The 18,732-nt window shown below is 72.0% G+C and carries 15 protein-coding genes and 1 riboswitch; of the genes, 5 read left to right on the forward strand and 10 right to left on the reverse strand.

Annotated features, from left to right (window positions below; all coding sequences use genetic code 11):
* Nucleotides 1-103 precede the first annotated feature (103 nt).
* From AB1460_RS17205 to fbaA, 10 genes are all read right to left on the reverse strand, one after another.
* Complete coding sequence (locus AB1460_RS17205) at nucleotides 104-1,015, reverse strand: phosphoribosylaminoimidazolesuccinocarboxamide synthase (RefSeq protein ID WP_368962475.1); 912 nt, start codon at nucleotides 1,013-1,015, stop codon at nucleotides 104-106.
* Nucleotides 1,016-1,137: 122 nt separating this feature from the next.
* Nucleotides 1,138-2,445: an adenylosuccinate lyase gene (gene purB / locus AB1460_RS17210; RefSeq protein ID WP_368962476.1), complete on the reverse strand. Its 1,308-nt coding sequence runs from the start codon at nucleotides 2,443-2,445 to the stop codon at nucleotides 1,138-1,140.
* Entirely contained in the window at nucleotides 2,442-2,990 is a 549-nt protein-coding gene (gene purE, locus AB1460_RS17215) for a 5-(carboxyamino)imidazole ribonucleotide mutase (protein ID WP_368962477.1), read from the reverse strand. The genes purB and purE overlap by 4 nt, the downstream gene beginning before the upstream one ends.
* Nucleotides 2,987-4,267: a phosphoribosylamine--glycine ligase gene (purD, locus tag AB1460_RS17220; RefSeq protein WP_368962478.1), complete on the reverse strand. Its 1,281-nt coding sequence runs from the start codon at nucleotides 4,265-4,267 to the stop codon at nucleotides 2,987-2,989. Before purD ends, purE begins: the two co-directional genes overlap by 4 nt.
* 227 nt (nucleotides 4,268-4,494) lie before the next feature.
* Nucleotides 4,495-5,442: a hypothetical protein gene (locus tag AB1460_RS17225; protein ID WP_368962480.1), complete on the reverse strand. Its 948-nt coding sequence runs from the start codon at nucleotides 5,440-5,442 to the stop codon at nucleotides 4,495-4,497.
* Between the two features lie 104 nt (nucleotides 5,443-5,546).
* Nucleotides 5,547-6,830: an adenylosuccinate synthase gene (locus AB1460_RS17230; RefSeq protein WP_368962482.1), complete on the reverse strand. Its 1,284-nt coding sequence runs from the start codon at nucleotides 6,828-6,830 to the stop codon at nucleotides 5,547-5,549.
* An 88-nt stretch (nucleotides 6,831-6,918) separates the two neighbouring features.
* The gene (locus AB1460_RS17235) at nucleotides 6,919-7,347 is read right to left on the reverse strand and encodes a DUF3151 domain-containing protein (protein ID WP_368962484.1); all 429 of its coding nucleotides are present in this window, start codon (nucleotides 7,345-7,347) and stop codon (nucleotides 6,919-6,921) included.
* A 189-nt stretch (nucleotides 7,348-7,536) separates the two neighbouring features.
* On the reverse strand, nucleotides 7,537-8,280 hold the full coding sequence (locus AB1460_RS17240) for a transglycosylase family protein (RefSeq protein ID WP_368962485.1): 744 nt from the start codon (nucleotides 8,278-8,280) through the stop codon (nucleotides 7,537-7,539).
* A 1,315-nt stretch (nucleotides 8,281-9,595) separates the two neighbouring features.
* Nucleotides 9,596-10,279: a transglycosylase family protein gene (locus tag AB1460_RS17245; RefSeq protein ID WP_368962487.1), complete on the reverse strand. Its 684-nt coding sequence runs from the start codon at nucleotides 10,277-10,279 to the stop codon at nucleotides 9,596-9,598.
* 5 nt (nucleotides 10,280-10,284) lie between these two features.
* Nucleotides 10,285-10,533: riboswitch (cyclic di-AMP (ydaO/yuaA leader) on the reverse strand.
* Between the two features lie 1,199 nt (nucleotides 10,534-11,732).
* Nucleotides 11,733-12,767 carry a class II fructose-bisphosphate aldolase gene (gene fbaA / locus AB1460_RS17250; protein ID WP_368962489.1) on the reverse strand — a complete coding sequence of 345 codons (1,035 nt, stop codon included), beginning with the start codon at nucleotides 12,765-12,767 and terminating at the stop codon, nucleotides 11,733-11,735.
* A gap of 211 nt (nucleotides 12,768-12,978) precedes the next feature.
* Here fbaA and AB1460_RS17255 point away from each other — a divergent pair, with 211 nt between their 5' ends.
* The 5 genes from AB1460_RS17255 (at nucleotide 12,979) to AB1460_RS17275 (ending at nucleotide 18,570) form a co-directional block, all read left to right on the forward strand.
* Nucleotides 12,979-13,647, forward strand: coding sequence for a DedA family protein (locus AB1460_RS17255; protein WP_368962490.1), 669 nt, complete (start codon nucleotides 12,979-12,981; stop codon nucleotides 13,645-13,647).
* Between the two features lie 1,053 nt (nucleotides 13,648-14,700).
* Nucleotides 14,701-15,147: a CAP domain-containing protein gene (locus AB1460_RS17260; RefSeq protein WP_368962491.1), complete on the forward strand. Its 447-nt coding sequence runs from the start codon at nucleotides 14,701-14,703 to the stop codon at nucleotides 15,145-15,147.
* A 178-nt stretch (nucleotides 15,148-15,325) separates the two neighbouring features.
* Nucleotides 15,326-16,432 (forward strand): NAD-dependent epimerase/dehydratase family protein, encoded by a 1,107-nt coding sequence (locus tag AB1460_RS17265; protein WP_368962492.1) that lies wholly within the window; start codon nucleotides 15,326-15,328, stop codon nucleotides 16,430-16,432.
* Nucleotides 16,425-16,979 (forward strand): GNAT family N-acetyltransferase, encoded by a 555-nt coding sequence (locus tag AB1460_RS17270; protein ID WP_368962493.1) that lies wholly within the window; start codon nucleotides 16,425-16,427, stop codon nucleotides 16,977-16,979. The genes AB1460_RS17265 and AB1460_RS17270 overlap by 8 nt, the downstream gene beginning before the upstream one ends.
* A 499-nt stretch (nucleotides 16,980-17,478) precedes the next feature.
* Nucleotides 17,479-18,570, forward strand: a complete 1,092-nt coding sequence (locus AB1460_RS17275) for a nucleotidyltransferase (protein ID WP_368962494.1) — start codon at nucleotides 17,479-17,481, stop codon at nucleotides 18,568-18,570.
* Nucleotides 18,571-18,732: the final 162 nt, after the last annotated feature.

Here is an 18,732-nt window from a genome sequence, read left to right on the forward strand (position 1 = left end):
TTCAACGTCATTGGAGCTCACTACCGGGTTGCCGGTACGGGAAGCCGCCGGAGCCGGGGTGGGGCTGTCCCCAGCACGCGCGGCCGTCCGCCCCGCGGCAGGGTCAGGCGGTGGAGAGATAGTCCTTGAACGAGATCCCGGTCAGCCGCTCGTAGGCCTCGACGTAACGCGCGCGGGTCGACTCGATGATGTCGTCGGGCAGTTCCGGCGCCGGCGGGTTGCGGTCCCAGCCGGTGCTGACCAGGTAGTCGCGGATGAACTGCTTGTCGAAGGACGGCTGCGCGCCGCCGGGCACCCACGTGTCGGCGGGCCAGAAGCGGGACGAGTCCGGGGTCAGCACCTCGTCGGCGAGCCGCAGCACGCCGTCCTTGTCATGGCCGAACTCGAACTTCGTGTCGGCGAGCAGGATCCCGCGCTCGGCCGCCAGGTCGCTGGCCCGCCCGAAGATCTGCAGCGTCAGGTGCTCGAGCTCGGCCGCGAGCTCCCCGCCGACCCGGTCGGCGGCGTCGTCCCGGCTGATGTTCTCGTCGTGCTCGCCGATCGGAGCCTTCGTCGACGGCGTGTAGATCGTCGCCGGGAGCTTGCTCCCGTCCTCCAGCCCGGCGGGTAGCGGGTGCCCGCTGACCGCGCCGGTGCGGCGGTAGTCCTTCAGCCCGCTGCCGGTGAGGTAGCCGCGGGCGACGCACTCGATCAGGACCATGTCGAGGCGCCGGCACAGCATCGAGCGCCCGCGGAGCTGCTCGGCGTACGGCGCGAGCTCCGCGGGGTACTCGTCCACACTCGAACTGATCACATGGCTCGGCACGAGGTCACTGAGCTGGTCGAACCACCACAGGGACAGCCCGGTGAGCACGGCACCCTTGTCGGGGATCTCGGTGGGCAGCACCACGTCGAACGCCGAGATGCGGTCGCTCGCGACGAGCAGCACCGCGTCGTCCCCTACGGCGAACAGCTCCCGCACCTTCCCGGAGCCGAGATGCGTCAGCCCGGCGAACTCCTCATGTGTCAGCGGCATGTCCTGACCGTACCGTCAGGCCGCAGGCCACGGGGCCGGACCACCGCGGACGACGGCTCCCGGCCGGCTCCCGGCCGGGTCTGTCCGGACCCGGCCGGGCCGGGCCTGCGCCCGGCTGCGCCTCAGCTCAGCGCGGCGAGCCGGTCGAAGACGGGGGCGAGCCGCTCGACGTAGCGCTCCGGCCGGCTGACCTCGTCGAGGCGGGGCTCGTCGACCGGCAGGCCGCGGTCACCGGCGTGCTTGCGCAGCGTCTCGCGGAACGGCACGCCGGTCTGCCAGGTCTCCATCGCCGCCGCCTGGGTGACGGCGTAGGCGTCCTCACGGGACAGCCCGGTCTCGACCAGTTCCAGCAGCACCGCGGACGTGTAGACCAGCCCGCCGGTGGCGTCGAGGTTCGCGCGCATCCGCGCACCGTCGACGACGAGGCCGTCGACGAGCCGGGTGGTCAGGTGCAGCAGGTAGTCCACCCCACAGGCCGCGTCCGGAAGCGCGATCCGCTCCGTCGACGAGTGCGAGATGTCCCGCTCGTGCCAGAGCGCGACCCCCTCCAGGACGGGCACGTACTGGGCCCGGACGATCCGGGCGAGCCCCGCGATGCGCTCCGACATGATCGGGTTCTTCTTGTGTGGCATCGCGGACGAGCCCTTCTGGCCCGACCCGAACGGCTCCGACAGCTCACGGACCTCCGTGCGCTGCCCGTGCCGGACCTCCAGCGCGATCGCCTCGCAGACGGTCGCGAGGCCGGCGAGCGCCGCCACCCAGGACGCGATCCCGTCCCGCAGCACGACCTGTGTCGCGACGGGGGCCGCGGTCAGCCCGAGCCGGTCCGCGACGTAGCTCTCCACGTCGGTGTCGATGTTGGAGTAGGTGCCGACGGCCCCGGAGATCTTGGCGACGCCGACGTCCGCGCGCGCGGCACGCAGCCGGTCACGGCAGCGCGCCATGCCGAAGGCGAGATCGGCGACGCGGTGCCCGAACACGGTGGGCTCGCCGTGGATGCCGTGGGTGCGCCCGACCCGCAGGGTCGCCCGGTGCGCCAGGCCGAGGTCGCGCAGCGCGGCGACGAGGCGGTCGGCGCGGGCGAGGAGCAGGTCGGTGGCCTCGACGAGCTGGCAGGCGAGCGCGGTGTCGAGCAGGTCGGACGAGGTCATGCCGAAGTGCACGTAGGCAGCGGCCGACCGCGGCTCGGTCCGGTCCGCCCAGGCGGTGAGGAAGGCGATCACGTCGTGCTGGGTGACGGCCTCGATCTCGGCGACGGCCTCGGGTGTCGGGGCCGGTGCGGCGCGCACCGGATCGACCGAGTCGGCCGGGATGCGCCCCGCCGCCGCGTGCGCCTCCATGACGAGGACCTCGACCCTGCACCACAGTTCGTACTTGTTGGCCTCGGACCACACCCGGCCCATGTCGGGCAGCGTGTAACGACCGATCATGCGCGCGCTGCCGCGACGTCGGCGAGCGAGTCGGCCGCCGCCTGCTCGAACTCGTCCTTGAAGGTCGCCAGCTTGAGGCCCAGGTCCGGATCGCCGAGCGCGAGGATCTGGATCGCCAGGATGGCCGCGTTCGTCGAGTTGTTCAGCCCGACGGTCGCCACCGGCACTCCGGGCGGCATCTGGGCGATCGCCAGCATCGAGTCCATGCCGTCCAGCGCTCCACCGGAGATCGGGACACCGATGACCGGGAGCGTGGTCATCGCGGCGACGGCCCCGGGCAGCGCGGCGGCGAGCCCGGCGCCCGCGATCACCACGGAGATCTCGCGCGTGCGCAGCTGGCCGACGTACTCCGCCAGGGTGCGGGGGGCGCGGTGCGCCGAGAGCGAGACCTCCTCGTAGGTGACGCCGAACCGCTCCAGCGTGGCGCCGGCCTTGCTCATGGTCTGGGTGTCCGACGGCGAGCCGTAGACGATCGCCACCTGTGGCCCGGCGGAACCGGTGCGCGATCCGTTGCCCTGCGACGACCTGCCCTGTGACACGCTCACTCCTCTGACGTCCTGCCGGCTGTGCGGGTACTGCGGTGCTGCATCCGGGACGGATCCCCGATGTCGGTGCGGTAGTGGGCACCGTCGAGCGAGATCCGGCTGATGGCCTCGTAGGCCGATCCTCGCGCGGATTCGAGGTTCGAGCCGATGGCCGTGACTGACAGCACCCTGCCGCCCGCGGTGACGACCTGCCCCTGCTCGTCGCGGCGGGTCCCGGCGTGCAGGATGTCGACCCCGGTCAGCGCGCCGGCCGCGGTGAGACCACGGATCGGATCACCGAGCCGCGGCTTCGCCGGGTACCCGGCGGCGGCGACCACGACGGTGATCGCGGCACCGGAGCGCCACACCGGAGCCCGGCGGCCGGACAGGACCTCGGTCAGCGGCGTGTTCAGCATGGCCAGGATGGCCTGCACCTCGGGATCGCCGAACCGGACGTTGAACTCGACCACACGAAGGCCACGGGATGTCAGAGCCAGCCCGACGTAGAGAAGCCCGCTGAACGGCGTCCCGCGCCGGGCCATCTCGTCCACGGTCGGTTGGACCACGGTCGAGACCACCTCGGCCGTCAGGCCCGGCGGCGCCCACGGCAACGGGGTGTACGCGCCCATCCCGCCGGTGTTCGGCCCGGTGTCGCCGTCACCGACCCGCTTGTGGTCCTGGGCGGGGAGCAGCGGTACGACAGCGCCGGCGGTGGTCACGATGGCGAACAGCGAGACCTCGGGCCCGTCGAGGTACTCCTCGAGGACCACCCGGTCCTCCGGGTCGCGCAGGCTCGCTCGGACAGCCTCGACCGCCGCATCCCGGTCGGTCGTGACCGTGACGCCCTTGCCCGCCGCCAGGCCGTCGTACTTGACGACGTAGGGCGGGCCGAACGTGTCGAGGTCGGCCAGCGCCGAGGAGATCTCGGTGTGATCTCGGGAGTCGGCGGTCGGGACGCCCGCGGCGCGCATGACCTCCTTCGCGAAGGCCTTGCTGCCCTCCAGCCGGGCTGCCGCGGCGGACGGGCCGAAGACCGCCATGCCCCGGGCCCGGATCTCGTCCGCCGCGCCGGCGACCAGCGGGATCTCCGGACCGACGATGGTCAGGTCGGCCTGGACGGCCTCGGCCAGCCCGGCCACCGCGTCGGGATCAGCCACCTGCACCGGGCGTGGCTCGGCGATCTGGGCGGTACCGGCGTTGCCCGGGGCGCAGACGATCGCGTCCACCGCCGGGTCCCGGGCGAGCGCGCGGCACAGCGCGTGCTCCCGCCCGCCGGAACCGACGACGAGGAGCTTCATCGGCCGGTGCGGACAGGCAGGGACAAGGAGGGACAGGAGGAGGTCACGGGGTCCAGGTTAGCGTGCACGTTGATCATCCTTTGCCGTTGTGCGCGGGACTGCGCGGTCGGCGGTGCCCCACGAGTCTCCCGGCCCCTGGCCGGCCTCGGCAACGGCCGTTTGCGCTGGCGCAACACGAGACCACGGTCATGCCGCCGTCGGCATCGGACGTCCCTGCTCCACCAGGCTTACAGGCCGACCCCCGCCTGCCACAGCATGTGAGCCATCCCGTGCACCAGGTGCAACGCGCAGCGCCGGGCATCCACCTCGGCCATGCCCGCGACGATCGCGGGGGCGTCGACCTGCCACACCCGGACCTCCCGGCCGAGCACGGTCAGCGGGGCCGGGTCGTCCCGGCCCTCGAAGGTGCGCCCGCCGGGCTCGACGAACAGGTGCAGGGACCGGCCGGGCGCGGGGAAGCTCTCACACCGCCAGTAGAGGAGCGGCCAGGCCTGCAGCCGTTCCCGGCGCAGCCGCCGCCGGCGCCCGGACGGCGTTCCCGCCCGCGGTGCCCGGGGGCGGGCCGTGGGTGGCCGCCGTGTCGCGTCATCGCCCCCGGCGGCGCCGTGGCCGGGAGCGCGATCATCGTCGTCCTGGTCCTCGTCCTGGTCGAGCCCGGCCTCCTCGGCGGCGGCGAGCCCGTGCGACCGTCCCGGGAGACCGGCCGCCAGGTCGCTTTCCCAGGCCCGGTCCGGGCGACGTCCGTTCGTGCGGACGATGACCGGAGGAACCAGATCCTCCGTCGTGCAGAACGTCAGAAAGTCCAGGATCTGAGCTTCGACATGATCGGCGATGGCCGCGGCCCGCTCCAGTCGCAGGGCCTCGGCGCGCTTCGAGCTGCGGATCGCATGGCTGCCGCGCAGCAGGACGTCGGTCAGCGTCTCTGGGAGCGCCTCCCCGGTGGGGGAGAAGCCGACCGGCCAGGTGGCCGGGTCGATCCCGCGTCGCAACGAGCCGCCCGGCCGGACCGTCGGCGACCAGCGCGCGGGGCTCGGCTGGCGCGGCGCGGTCGGTGTGGTCGACGTGCTCAGGGCGGTCGGGCCGGTCGTGTCGAGTTCCGCCGACGGGACCGACGCGTTCTCGATGGTGTTGGCGCCCTCGTCATCCCAGGAGGCACGTGGTGGTAGCCCCGCCATCGGTATCACCCCCGGTCGTCGCCCACTGTGACGATGTAAGCGTCGACCGTAGCTCTCCGTGGCGCAAGCCGGCGGGGAACGGCGCCTGGCGTGGAGCCCTCGCGTCAGATCAGCTCGTTGATCACCAGGGTCTGCGTGCGGCCCGGGCCGACGCCGACGGCCGACACCGGGGCGCCCGCCATCTCCTCGATCGTCGACACATAGGCCCGTGCGGCCTCCGGAAGATCGTCGAAATCGGTGACCTGCGAGATGTCCTCGTGCCAGCCGGGCAGTTCCTCGTAGATCGGCTTCGCGTGGTGGAAGTCCGTCTGGGTCATCGGCATCTCGTTGGTCCGCCGACCGTTGATCTCGTAGCCGACGCAGACCGGCACGGTGTCGAAACCCGAGAGCACGTCGAGCTTGGTGAGGAAGAGGTCGGTGAGGCCGTTGACCCGCACCGCGTACCGGGCGATCACCGCATCGAACCAGCCGGTGCGGCGGGCGCGCCCGGTGGTCACCCCGAACTCACCGCCGATGCGGCGCAGCTCCTCGCCGACCTTGTCGTCCAGTTCGGTCGGGAACGGGCCGGACCCCACCCGCGTGGTGTAGGCCTTGATGATCCCGACGACCCGGCTGATGCGGGTCGGGCCGATCCCCGCGCCGGTCGCCGCGTAGCCGGCCGTCGGGTTCGAGGAGGTCACGAAGGGATACGTGCCATGATCGACGTCCAGCAGGGTGCCCTGCGAGCCTTCGAGCAGGACGACCCTGCCGTCGCGTAGGGCGGTGTCGAGCAGCAGGCCGGTGTCGGCGATGTGCGGCGTCAGCCGCCGCGCGTAGGCGGCGTACTCCTCGACGACCTCGTCGACCTCGATCCGGCGCCGGTTGTAGACCTTCGTCAGGACCTGGTTCTTCTCCCGCAGCGCGAGTTCCAGCTTCTGCCGGAAGATGCCCGGGTCGAGCAGATCCTGGACACGGATGCCGGTACGGGCCACCTTGTCGCCGTAGGCCGGTCCGATGCCGCGGCCGGTCGTGCCGATCCGTGCCTTGCCCAGGTACCGCTCGGTGACCCGGTCCAGCGCGCGATGATGCGGCATGATCAGATGCGCGTCGGCGCTGATCAGGAGCCGGGTGACATCGACCCCGCGGGCCTGCAGCCCGTCCATCTCGGCGAGCAGCACGCCGGGGTCGATGACGACACCGTTCCCGATCACGGGTACGCAGTCGGTGCGGAGCACACCGGACGGGATCAGGTGCAGAGCGTAGCTCTCCGTACCGATCACGACGGTGTGGCCGGCGTTGTTACCGCCCTGGTAGCGGACGACGTAGTCGACGGCGCCGCCCAACAGGTCGGTCGCCTTTCCTTTTCCCTCGTCACCCCACTGGGCGCCGATGAGGACTAGAGCGGGCACCGGGCGAGGTTACTAGGGATATCGGCCCGTCGGGGCCTGTCCGGAAGAGAGCCGGGCCAGCCGGCCACGTCAGGTGCCTCGTCGGTGACTATGCGAGGCCGAGTTCACGCGCAGCTACCGGGTCGCTGTCGCTGAGGAACTGCCGGCACCGGGCGGCCTCGTCCGTCTCGTCGATCTCCGCGGCGGCACGGGACAGCGCGGCGAGCGCGCGAAGGAACCCGCGATTCGGCTCATGCGACCACGGAACGGGCCCATGCCCCTTCCAGCCGGAGCGCCGCAGCTGGTCGAGGCCCCGGTGGTAGCCGGTTCGCGCGTAGGCGTACGCGGCCACCGGCCGACCGTCCCGCATCGCCTCCTCGGCGAGGAGCGCCCAGCCGATGCTCGCAGCGGGAAAGCGGGCGGCGATGGTCTCCGCGGCGGCACCCGAGGCGACCGCCTCAGCCACCGTCGCGTCCGACGGCAGCAGCGTGGGCGGCGGGCCCGACAACAGGTTCGGGTTTGCGGGCGGTGTCGTCATGGGCACCATCCTGCCGGACGCCCGCCCGCCGCCGTCGCCGGGCGGTGCGGCCCGGCGGAGCCGCGCTGGACCGGTCCTGGTCAGTTCTGGGGACGAAGCAGGAGGGCCTCGTGCCAGACAGGCATATCGCGACCTGCCAGACAGGCATGAGGCCCGGGGGAGGGCCCGCCATGACGGGCCCGTCGCCCGTCAGCCGTTGACTGTCGCGCCCCAGAGGTTCTGCCCGACCACACCGGCCTGGCCGTCGCTGACTCTCGTCAGGTACGAGTACAGGGCGGCGATGCCCTGCGACTCCGGGCCGAACTTGCCGTCGACGGTCAGGACGAACCTGCGCTCGCGCATCTCCGCCTGCCACACGAAGGCGTCGGCGCGGACCTCGTCGCCCATCCCGACGTTGAGCGCCTCGCCGCCGAAGCTGCTGCCGACCTCGGACCGTGCGCGGTCAAGGGTCATGGGCGGCTCGGCGGGTGTCAGCGCCTGGGCGATGACATCGCCCCCGCCGCCCGAGGACGCCGGCGCCGGGCCGTTGCGGGTGAGGCCGAGCTTGCTGGTGCAGCCGGGCCACGGCGACCAGCCACGGCTGTTGTAGAGCTTGTAGGCCGCCTCGTCCTGCATCGCGGGCGGTGCCTGGTCCGGCCGGCCGGGGTAGCCGAGCCCCGACCAGGTGCGCTGGTCGAACTGGTAGGCCCCGTAGAAGCCGTTGCCCGTGTTGATGGCGTAGTTGCCACTGGACTCGCACTGGCGCAGCCGGCTGAAGTCCTCGGCGGTGGCTGCTCCGGCCGGGGCCGCGGTGACGGCAAGCCCGGTGCCGACCAGTGCCGTGACGGCTCCGGTGGTCCGCAGCGCGCGAGTGGCCGCCGAGGGTGGCTGCACGGCGCGGTGTCTGCCGCCGCGGCCGTTCGAACGGACGGGATCACGATCGTGCGACCGCATCAGGTGTCCTTCCCGTCGCCTGCGGGGTGAGCTGTCGGGTTCGGGCTGGAAGCTGCCCGGTCGCCGTCCAGGGGTGCCCGGAGCCCGTCTCCTCGGACGGGCGCGTTCCGGTGCGCTGTACCTGTGGCGGTGGCTTAACCCCTAGGACGCGTGGTGCGCGTCCGGATGTGGGTCCCCCGCTCCTGCCCTTGTATCGTCCGCTCTCGTTCCGGCCGGGTGGACGGGGGCAGGACTCGGCGTCCGTCCACGCGACCTCGCCCCGGGGGAGGCGAGTGGGCGGAACTGTAGCGAGATCTCCCTGGGCGGCGCAAATCCGGGTGGTTGTGAGGTATCAGGAAGGACCACATGAGAGCCACCCGAAGGGGTTGTTTTCCCCTACAGAAGGATGAGGCGGTCATCACGCCTGATCCCGACAACGTTACCGCTGCCGCGACGGGCGTCGCGCGGCGGGTCCCGTCTGGCGCGGACCGGCCGGATGCGGTCGTTGTGGATGTCCCGTCGAGGTGGGCGTGAAGCCGTCGAGCTGGGCGTGAACTCGGCGGGCTGGTCGGGACGGCGGCGGGCTGGTGCCGGGGTGGTCGTGAAGGAGATGTGAGCGCCCGGGGGCACGGGGCGGGGCTGTCGGGGGATCGCGCCGAGCCACGCTCGCCCGCCGGGGTCACCGGCGTGTGGCGGCGTCGGTCTGGCCAGGACCGGTGCTGTTGGCGTGGCTCGGCACGGCGACGGGCTGGGCGGCGGCGGTCGTGGAGAAGGACCGCGGGGGGAACCGCCGCATCGTTGTGACCGGTACCCATGGCCCGAGATGGTGGTAAGGCCCCCGCCACCGTACTGATCTTGCTGTGGCGGGAGCCGCCCGGTGCTGCGACACACGGATCGTTGGGGCGGTCCGCGTCGCGTTCCGCCGCCTGCGGCGGGGTCAACGCCGGGCGGTCGGTCCGTCGCACATCAGGGGAGACCGGTCAGCGGCCGCGTGGTGACGGGGCGGCTGCGATTGGCAGGTGCGAGTGCGCTTGCATCCAGGGCTCTCGGGCTGCGCGGAACGGGGTCTGTCCGGACCGGAGCGGGGAAGTCGGCGCGTGGGCTCGGCCTGAGGCAGGCCGGCGGGGAAGGCGCCGGGCCCGGAGGTGATCTGTGCTCGCACGGGATGCGCGTTGTCCAGCCTGGTTCCCCGGTCGGTTGGCAGAGCCTGGCGGGAGAACTGGCGGCCTTCGCGGAAGGGCGCAACGTGTCCGGCGGCAGTCAGCCAGCGCGCCGTGTTCGCCGGTAGGCGGGCGCGGGCAGGTGACCGGGCGGTCCGCTGCGTGGGATGGGGGCGTCAGCCGAAGGTGGCCGCCCAGGTCTGCGGCCCAAGGATCCCGTCGGCGATCAGGCCACGTGCCGCCTGGAAGTCACGCGCTGCGGCCGCGGACAGAGGCCCGTAACAACCGTCAACCGTCAGTGGGTATCCGAGCGAGTTCATCTTGCTCTGCCAGGTCCTGACCTCGTCGCTGACCTGGTTGTGAACGGACGGGGCGTAGTCGCGCCCCAGAGTCGGCAGGCCCGCGGTGGCGGGTTGTGCGACCAGGGATGTGCGCTCCGCCGCGCGGGAGGCCTGACTGCCCGCGCCTGACGACGAGGAACCGGGGAGAAGCTGGCTGCCACTCATTCCGCTGCCGCAGACCGGCCACTGGCCGAACCCGGAGCGGAGCGCGAGCTTCAGGGCTGCCTCGTCCTGCACGGCGGGCGGAGCCGTGTGTGGGAGCCCCGAGTACCCGAGGCTGCGCCAGGTGTTGGGGGAGAACTGGTAAGCGCCATAGTAGCCGTTACCGGTGTTCGTCGTGTAGTTGCCACCGGACTCGCATTGCCGCAGACCTTCCCAGGTCGTCGCGGCGCTCGCCGGTTGGCTGATGGCGATTGTGCCTCCGACCGCCGCTACAAGGGCGGTTACGGGGACGAAGGTGCGGGCCCGGCTGCGGGTACTGCTGCGGCGTTGTCGGCCACTGGTACGTGCGTCGGACATGCGTGAGTTTTCCTTCCCCACGCCTGCGAGGTGAGCTGTCGGGTTCGGGCAGGGAACAAGCCCGGCCGCGTGCCAGGAACTCCGGAAATCCTGTGCCTTCGGCAGCGAGGAAGAATTTTCTTCATCGGTGTCGTCGGCCTCGCGGCTTCACCCCAAGGACGCCTGACTTCGGCGCCCGGGATTTGGTTCCCCCGCTCCTGCCATCGGGTTTCTGTTTCCGGCGGATGGGGGCAGGGATTCGGCGTGCCACCCGTCGGGTGCCCGGCCTGTCTCCGGGCACGGCGAAGACCATAACCACGCTGTCCGGCCCGGCGACAAGCATTGAATGCCCTACGTGAAGAAGAGCACACCGCGGCGAGCCTCCTTGAGGTTCGTCGGGGCCGCTGGTATCGCGCGCGCAGGCGCGCTCATTAACTTGGCTGGCGCTCCGGGACGGGCGATTAGAGACGGCTGATCACGCTCGCGAAAGATCGCGGGCAATGCCTGCGCTGTGGTCAATCGACCGGAATATGCGCCGACGCTATCCGGCCGGCGTCGCGCTGTCAGCAGCGAGTCAAAGAATTCATATCGTCGTGCTGATGGGACCTCGCGTGCCGCGTGGTGTGAGATACGCAACTGTAACTATGTGTTAACTCAAGTGTATCTTGCGTTGCCATGCCCGGAGTGCTGGGGGGTCTTCCGGGTGCGTCGAGTGACGCTTCCGTTGCGGCCTTGTGGATCTTGCGGGGCATCTGTGCGGGCCTGCGAAGTCATGCGACCTCGACCCACTTGGTGCCTCTCTGTGTCTCTTTGGTCTCGGAGGGTCGTACCGGGACGGATGGGATCCGCGGTATGACCACTCAGGAGTCCAGACACGGCGGGACTACTTCTGGAGAAGAGGACACGGTGCGGCCACAGCCCGTTCGCGGGGGCTGCGGCGCAGGCGCCCGGTGCCCGGTGCACGGCCGCCGGCTCGGTGCTGGTCCGGCCACTCGAGGCCGGTCCGGCCAGAACGAGGCCCGCGAGCGCCAGGCGCGCGGACGGGCGGGCTGCTGTGCCCTTGATGGTGTCCTGGGCGGTTATGCCGAGGGGTGGTGCGCCTGAGCGGCGCATGATCTTCCTGGGATGCCGCCGGGTGGACCGGCTGTCCGCTCCTCCACCCCGGTGGACAGGGCGGTGCACCCCGGCGGACAGGGCGGTGCGGATGGTCATCGGTGCGCGGCATCGCCGGGCGGGTGTGTCGTCACACGGCTCGGGTGACCGGTCCGGGCGGCGGACAACCGGCCGCCCGGGCCACCGGGAGCGCCGATGCGCAGTGAACGCAGTGAAGAGGTGAAGAGGAAGGTGAAGAGGAAGAGGTGGGGCGGTGGGGCGTCGTGCAGTGCGCCAGAGATGCGCTGCCGCGGGAGGGATACTCCCGGGGGACACGAGCGCCCCCGGGAGAACGAAAGCGGACCCTCGTCCGGTCTGCGGGTCAGACCCCGATCGAGCGGCCGGTCGAGCGGAGGTCCTCACAGGCCTGGGCCACGCGGGCGGCCATCGCGGCCTCGGCGGCCTTCCCGTAGGTGCGCGGGTCGTAGGCCTTCTTGACCCCGACCTCGCCGTCCACCTTCAGGACGCCGTCGTAGTTACGGAACATGTGGTCCGCGATGGGCCGGGTGAAGGCGTACTGGGTGTCTGTGTCCACGTTCATCTTGATGACGCCGTAGTCGAGCGTCTCGCGGATCTCCGAGAGATCTGATCCGCTTCCGCCGTGGAAGACGAGGTTGAACGGCTTGGCGTCGGCCGCGAGGCCGAGCTTGCCCGCAACGTGCTCCTGGCCCTCCCGGAGGATCGAGGGGCGGAGCTTGACGTTTCCGGGCTTGTACACGCCGTGGACGTTGCCGAACGTCGCGGCCAGCATGTAGCTTCCCTTCTCCCCGGTGCCGAGCACCTCCGCGGTGCGGAACATGTCGCCGGGGGTGGTGTAGAGCTTCTCGTCGATCGCGCCGACGACACCGTCCTCCTCGCCACCCACGACACCGATTTCGACCTCGAGGACGATGCGCGCGGCGCGACAGTCGGCGAGCAGCTCGTCCGCAATTTTGAGATTTTCCTCCAGCTCCACCGCGGAGCCGTCCCACATGTGGGACTGAAACAGCGGGTCGCGTCCCTGCGACACGCGTTCCCGAGAGATGGCGATGAGCGGGCGGATATAGGTGTCCAGCTTGTCCGCGGGGCAGTGATCCGTGTGCAGAGCGATGTTCACGGGGTACGCCTTGGCGACATGATGCGCGTACTCGGCGAGAGCCTCGGCCCCGAGCACCATGTTCTTGATGGTAGTTCCCGAGAGGAATTCGGCGCCGCCGGTCGATACCTGGACGATTCCGTCGCTGCCGGCTTCGGCGAAGCCCCGCAGCGCGGCGTTGAGGGTCTGCGAGGATGTCACATTGATGGCGGGGTAGGCATAGGCGTTCGACTTCGCCCGGCTGAGCATCTCGGCGTAGACGTCTGGGCTGGCGATGGGCATCGGTGGAGCTCCTCGAAAGGTGTAGGGGCGCCCGGCCGCCAGGTGACGCGAAGCCACCGTGGGCCGTGGCACCGGATGCGCCGCCGAACCCGCCACCGGGCCCCGGATACCCGGAGACCGGTCGCGCCCGACGCGTGCCGACGGCAGGTGTTTGCCGAAGGGTATGTCGTCACCCGGCTCGGACGGGTGTGGTTCCACGCGACATCGCCGGATGCTGCTCGGATGTCGCCTCGGGGCCGCCGCCGGCCGGCAGACTGGGTCTGTGGACATCGAGAGCCTGTCTGGGATGACCCTGTACGCAATCCTCTTCGCGGTGATATTCGTCGAGAGCGGGGTCCTGGTCGGCTTCTGGCTTCCCGGTGACACCGTGCTGTTCGCGGCAGGTCTGCTGGCGGCCGACCCGGCCGCGAACGTGTCGATCGTCGTGATCGCGATCGGTGTGCCGGTGGCCGCCACCCTCGGCGCCGTTGTGGGATACATCACAGGTCATCGGCTCGGTCGGCCGTACCTCGAGCGCCGGCACACCACGGCGCTGGCCCGGACCGAGGACTTCTACCGCCGGTTCGGTGCCGCCACCCTCGTCGCCGCGCGCTTCGTCCCCTGGGCCCGGACCTTCGCCCCGGTGCTGGCCGGCGCCGTGTCGATGCCCCGGCACCGCTTCGGGACGGCCGTGGTCACCGGGGCGCTGGTGTGGGGCACCGGCCTCGTCCTGCTCGGCTACGCGGCGTCCTCCGTACCGGGCCTGCGCGACGCCGCGTTGTGGATCGGAATCGTGGTCATCGTGGTCTCCGTCCTGGCCGGTGTGGCCGGCGAACTGCTCCGGCGCCGGGTGGCGCGGCTGCGGGGAGCGGAGGGCACAGGCGGAACGAGTGCCGGTTGACAGGGGGGGTCCGGGTGGCTTTCCTGCTGGGTGGGTGTCGTTCCTCCTGGCGGCGGCCGATCCGTACGGTTACTGATCGCCGCGCCCATCAGGCGGGCGAGCGGTCAGGTTGCCGATCACACTGAAGGCGGAATGCGGTCAGCATCTCCTGAGCGCCCCCGGGCGCCCGGCTCGTCCCGGCCTTCGCGACGGTTACGGCCGTTCGGTGCGGTCGGCTGGTCAGGCCGCGCCCGGCAGCGCCGTGCTGCCGGCGGATGCGCGGTCATGACGGTGGTGCTGCTGGGGCTGGTGGCCGCGGCCGGCGTCGGTGTCCCCTCCCGAGGCGTGGCCTTCCTGGAGTCCCCACCGGTCCTCGTGGGAACGGGCGGGCCGTTCCCACCGGAGGCCGGCCCACGGCCGGGCGGTTCCACCGGCGGCGGGGACCTGAGCCCCACACCGGCTTCCAGGGACCGGCGAGCCGCGCTGGCCATCCCCGACGCGCCGCGAGCCGCGCGGGTACCGATCGCCAACCCACCCGGAGCCGACACGCATGCCGCGGCCGGCCCGCCGCCGTCAGTAACGACACCGCCGCGGGCTCGCGGTTCCGCGGAACCCGCCGAGCGCGGCGGCCGCCCGGCCCCGACCGCGGCGCCGTCCGGAGCGGTCGGTACCGGGCCTGTCCGACCCGAAGCCGCGCCTGGGCTGCCTGCCCCCTCCGAGGCAGCCCCCGCCGACGCGGCCCGACCTGCACCAGTGCCGCCCGAGCCGGGCGGTTCCGGCCCCAGCGCTCCGCGCGTGGATCCGGACGGCGCCGCATCACCTGGCGCGGATCCAGGTCCGGGCGGTCCAGGTCCGGGCAGTCCAGGGCCAGGCGGTCCCGAGGCAGACGATCCGGAGCAGGATCGTCTCGGATCCACCAGCGCGCCGCCGGTGGATCCGCGGCCGGTGCCAGCCGCGGTTCCGGAAGCGGCACCGGTGGACGGCGCCAGCGCGGCGAGTACCGATACCGGCGCAGACACGTCGCGTCCGGAAACCGCCCCGGCCGAGCCGGCTCCAGCGGCTCCAGGGGCTCCCGTGCCGTCCGTGCCGTCCGGCGAACGTCCGGCCGAGTCCGCTGGCGGGACCGGGGAGGAGCACACGGCGCTCATCGCGGAGCTGGTCGAGCGGACCAACGCCCGACGCGCCGCGGCCGGCTGCCCGCCGCTGGCGATCGACGTCCGGCTGAGTGCAGCCGCCCAGGCCCACAGTGAGGACATGGCTGCCGGCAACTATTTCGCTCACACGGCACAGAACGGCCGGTCGCCGTTCGACCGGATCGCCGCGGCCGGGTACTCCTTCTCGGTCGCGGCCGAGAATCTCGCGGCCGGGCAGCGGGCCCCGGCCTCCGTGGTGGCGGACTGGATGGCCAGCCCGGGGCACCGCGCTAACATCCTGAACTGCGAGCTCACTCAGGTGGGAGTCGGGCGGGCGAGTGGTGGCGACTACGGCACCTACTGGGTGCAGGACTTCGGCACGCCGTAGCCGTTGCGGCGCTGCGGCACCGGAGCGCGGCCGCTGCCTGGTACTCCTGCTCCGGCCAGGTGGGCGCCAGTAGATCACGTATTGTCTGGTCCGGAACGGACTGGTGTGTCGGGTCCCGGCCACCGGCGCGCGCGGAGCGCGGACCAGCCGGGTGGTTGGGCAGCGGGTGGGAGGGCTATTGGCTCGGTCGGTGGTCACCGGCGCGGCCGGATTCCTCGGCGGCGCTGTGGCGCATGAGCTCCGTCGGCGCGGCGACGAGGTCGTCGCACTCGACGTCCGGCGCGGCCCCGGAATCACCCTGGCCGATGTCACCGCCTCCGGCGACTGGGAGAAGGCCCTCGACGGCGCTGACCTGCTCATCCACGCCGCAGCGGTCGGTATGGGGGGCGTGGGTGAACTGACCCCGGTCCGGGCGGGGCGTCCGACACCGCCGAGCAGGGTCACCGCCGCCCAGATGCGCAGGGTGCTGCTCGGCGGCACCGCGACAGTGCTGGACGCCGCGCAGCGCGCCGGTGTCCGGCGGGTCATCCACCTGTCCTGCGTGAGCGCGCTCGGCGACGACGCACCGCCGCTGGCGGACGAGTCCGCGCCGATCGGCCTGACCGGCGAGCCCCGCGCCGACGCGATCGCCGCTGCCGAGCAGACCGCCAGCGCGGCGGCGGCCCACGGCGCGCCGGTCACAGTGCTGCGGATCGCGGACGCCTACGGCCCGCGCGCCGGGCGTTGGACGCTGTGGCCTGTGCTGCTCATGCGCGCCGGCCGCTTCGTCCTTGTCGACGGCGGGCGCGGCCAGCTCAGTCCCGTCCACGTCGATGACGTGGTGGCAGCGGTGACCGCCGTCGCCTCCGCGCCCACCGAGGTCGTGGCCGGCCAGGTGCTGCATGTGACAGGCCCGGGCTCGTCGACGGGCGCCGAGTTCTTCGGCCGCTACGCCGCGCTGGCCGAGGTCAGACCGCCGAGATCCGTTCCCGCCCGGCTGTGCGAGGTCGTCGACGCGGTGGACCGCCTGCCGAGCCGCCGGCCCGCGTCGGCGGCCCGCCGCCCCGGTGTGCTGCGGGGCCTCGGCGCGGCGTTGGCCTCCCACGTGGACCCGCGGATCCGGGTGGATCTCGGCCCTCTGACGATCCAGGATCTGACCAGGGCCAGTGCCGTCTCCGGCCGGCGGATCACCGAGCTCGTCGGGTGGCAGGCCCGGGTGGATCTCGACGAGGGCATGCGCCGCACGGGCGCCTGGCTGCGAGACCGTGGGCTGCTCGGCGTCGCGGAACCTGCGCGTCGTGGGTGAGGGTCCCACCCTCACGACGGCGCGGATGCGCGCGCTTCCCCTGACTGTCTGGAACTCCGGTTTCGTCGCCGAGGAACTGGCGCAGGCCATGGTCGCGGCCGGTCGCGGCCAGCCGGTCCGGTTGGCCGCGGGAGAGCTGTTCGGCGGCGCGCTCGACTCCGCCGCGGCCGGGCCGGCGGACTCCGCCGCCATCGATCCCACCGGCGTGCGCAGAGAGCTGCGTCGCCGGGTGGGCGCGGGCCGGGGCATCCTGACCTGGGTGCTGCGCAACACGGACGGCGCGGCTCTGGGGCTGTTGGCGGCGGACGCCCACGGTGCGCGGGCCGCGATCGGGGTGCGGGTGAGTCACACCTATCGGCGTGACGGCTATGCCAGCGAGGCCGTTTGTGCCCTGGCGGGCTGGCTGGAATCGCGTGGGGCGATCGTCGGGACACGGGTCCGCGTTGGGGACGTGGTGGGAAAGCGGCTGGCGCAGTCAACCGCTTTCGTGCCGACCGGCGTCCTGCTCACCGAACGCCGTCGGCTGTGGATCCGTCCGCCCGCCTGACCGTTCGGGGTGGCCCTGTCGTGGCGGGGTTGTTCTTCCAGTGATCAGTAACGCAACGTAAGCTTTGGCGGTGGCGCGGGCGGCCTGGTTTCCTCGGCCACGGGTCCGCTGCCGGGTGGGGCGGCAGGGCTGGTGCGGCGGTTCCGGGGCGGCCGCGTGGGCGCCCGTATCCCCCAAACGTGCCATAAGAGCTGGTCAACGCTTCCGTCTCACCCCCCGGAGGTGGTATCCCTGAGAACCCTCCAGGGCTCGGGGTGTCGGCAATCCGACAAGGTTTCTTCGTGGTTTGGTGGACGCCAGGGCCCGGCCGGACACGCCGGTACAACAGCCCCCTGTTCAGAACGTGACGTCCTGGGGCACCATAGGAGTCGATGTCGCAACCGGTAGTCGGCCCGCCGGCTACCGGCCAACGGCATCAACGACGTCACGGGGGGCACGTCGTGGTCTGGCAGGGGTACCCGCACGATTGCGTCACCCGCGTCCCTGGGAGGTCGGCACGATGAGCGTGGATGCCCGTCAAGGAGTTCCCACGGGAACTCTGTCGAGCGAGGTCACCTACGACCATCTGATCATTCCGCCGCACTGGCGGCGACCGGCCGGCTCGGCGCCCGGGAAGCCCAACACCCTCTTCCCTGTCGACGAGCAGGCTGCCGCGCCGCCGCCGGGCCCGGCCGTCACCGGTGCGTCGCCGATCAATCCGGTGACCGGTCCGGTGACCGGCCCGCTGCTTGTCGGCACCACGGCGCGCGCCTTCGCCAAGCTGGACGATCTCGTCCGGCTCAGTGAGGACGACCGCGCGGTGATCGACGGCCGGCGGGCCGAGGCCGAGCGGGCGCTGCGGTCGATCTTCCCGCCGCGCTGCGCGCTGCCGCTGGTCGGCGTCGCCACCATCGGCTCGGCCGGGCGCGACACGATGATCCGCCCGCTCGACGAGGTGGACATCTTCGTGGTCTTCAGCGCCGCGAACAGCGCGTGGAAGCGCTTCCGGTGGGATTCCCGGGACCTGCTCGTCTGTGTCCGCAACGCCATCGGCGGTGACCGGGTGCAGACGATCGGCACCCGCGGCCAGGCGCTGCGCATCGTGTACGACGCCGCTCCGGACGTCCACCTCGTGCCGGCCTTCGACCACCCGCGTGCCGGCTACGTCATTCCGGACCGGATCGGGGGCTGGCTGCCCACCAGGCCCGAGCGGCACGCCAGCTGGACCATGGACCTCGGTCCCCGGGTGATCTCCGCGGTGCGGCTGCTGAAGGCGTGGAACCGGGTCTGCGGAAGCCACCTGCGCTCCTTCCACATCGAGGCGCTCGCCGGGCAGGTGCTCGCCGGCCGCGGGCTCAACACCCGCCAGGGCGTCGCCGAGGTGTTCCGCTACATGGACGAGGTGGGTCTCGCCGTCGGCGATCCGTCGGACATTCGCGGCGACCTGTCCAGCTACCTGCGCCCGGACGACCTCCATGACCTGGGGGCGGGCGTCCGGCAGGCACGGATCTACGCCGAGCGGGCGGTGGCGGCCGAGCGTGCCGGGAACCACGCGGAGGCCGTGAGCCTGTGGGGCGCCGTCTTCGGCCCGGAGTTCCCCACCTTCGGCTGACCTGCGGATGGGCTGGCGCCGAGACCGGCGCTAGGGCCTGTTCCGGGTCCGGATCACAGGCGGGATGGTCGTCTTTCGTGTTCGGGTGCTCCAGCTGGTAGCACGGTTGTATGACCCGTGGCGACCTGACCGACGGCGAGTGGGAACTGATCGAACCGCACC

The sequence above is a fragment of the Parafrankia sp. FMc2 genome (genome assembly GCF_041008525.1).
In the GTDB taxonomy this organism is placed as follows: domain Bacteria; phylum Actinomycetota; class Actinomycetes; order Frankiales; family Frankiaceae; genus Parafrankia.

Excerpts from the sequence above, each read along its gene's own strand:
- AB1460_RS17205 (WP_368962475.1), bottom strand. The coding sequence starts at position 1,015 with ATGCCGCTGACACATGAGGAGTTCGCCGGGCTGACGCATCTCGGCTCC.
- purB (WP_368962476.1), bottom strand. The coding sequence starts at position 2,445 with ATGATCGGTCGTTACACGCTGCCCGACATGGGCCGGGTGTGGTCCGAG.
- AB1460_RS17240 (WP_368962485.1), bottom strand. The coding sequence starts at position 8,280 with ATGCGGTCGCACGATCGTGATCCCGTCCGTTCGAACGGCCGCGGCGGC.
- AB1460_RS17225 (WP_368962480.1), bottom strand. The coding sequence starts at position 5,442 with ATGGCGGGGCTACCACCACGTGCCTCCTGGGATGACGAGGGCGCCAAC.
- AB1460_RS17255 (WP_368962490.1), top strand. The coding sequence starts at position 12,979 with ATGCTGCTCGGATGTCGCCTCGGGGCCGCCGCCGGCCGGCAGACTGGG.
- fbaA (WP_368962489.1), bottom strand. The coding sequence starts at position 12,767 with ATGCCCATCGCCAGCCCAGACGTCTACGCCGAGATGCTCAGCCGGGCG.
- AB1460_RS17245 (WP_368962487.1), bottom strand. The coding sequence starts at position 10,279 with ATGTCCGACGCACGTACCAGTGGCCGACAACGCCGCAGCAGTACCCGC.
- AB1460_RS17235 (WP_368962484.1), bottom strand. The coding sequence starts at position 7,347 with ATGACGACACCGCCCGCAAACCCGAACCTGTTGTCGGGCCCGCCGCCC.
- AB1460_RS17275 (WP_368962494.1), top strand. The coding sequence starts at position 17,479 with ATGAGCGTGGATGCCCGTCAAGGAGTTCCCACGGGAACTCTGTCGAGC.
- purD (WP_368962478.1), bottom strand. The coding sequence starts at position 4,267 with ATGAAGCTCCTCGTCGTCGGTTCCGGCGGGCGGGAGCACGCGCTGTGC.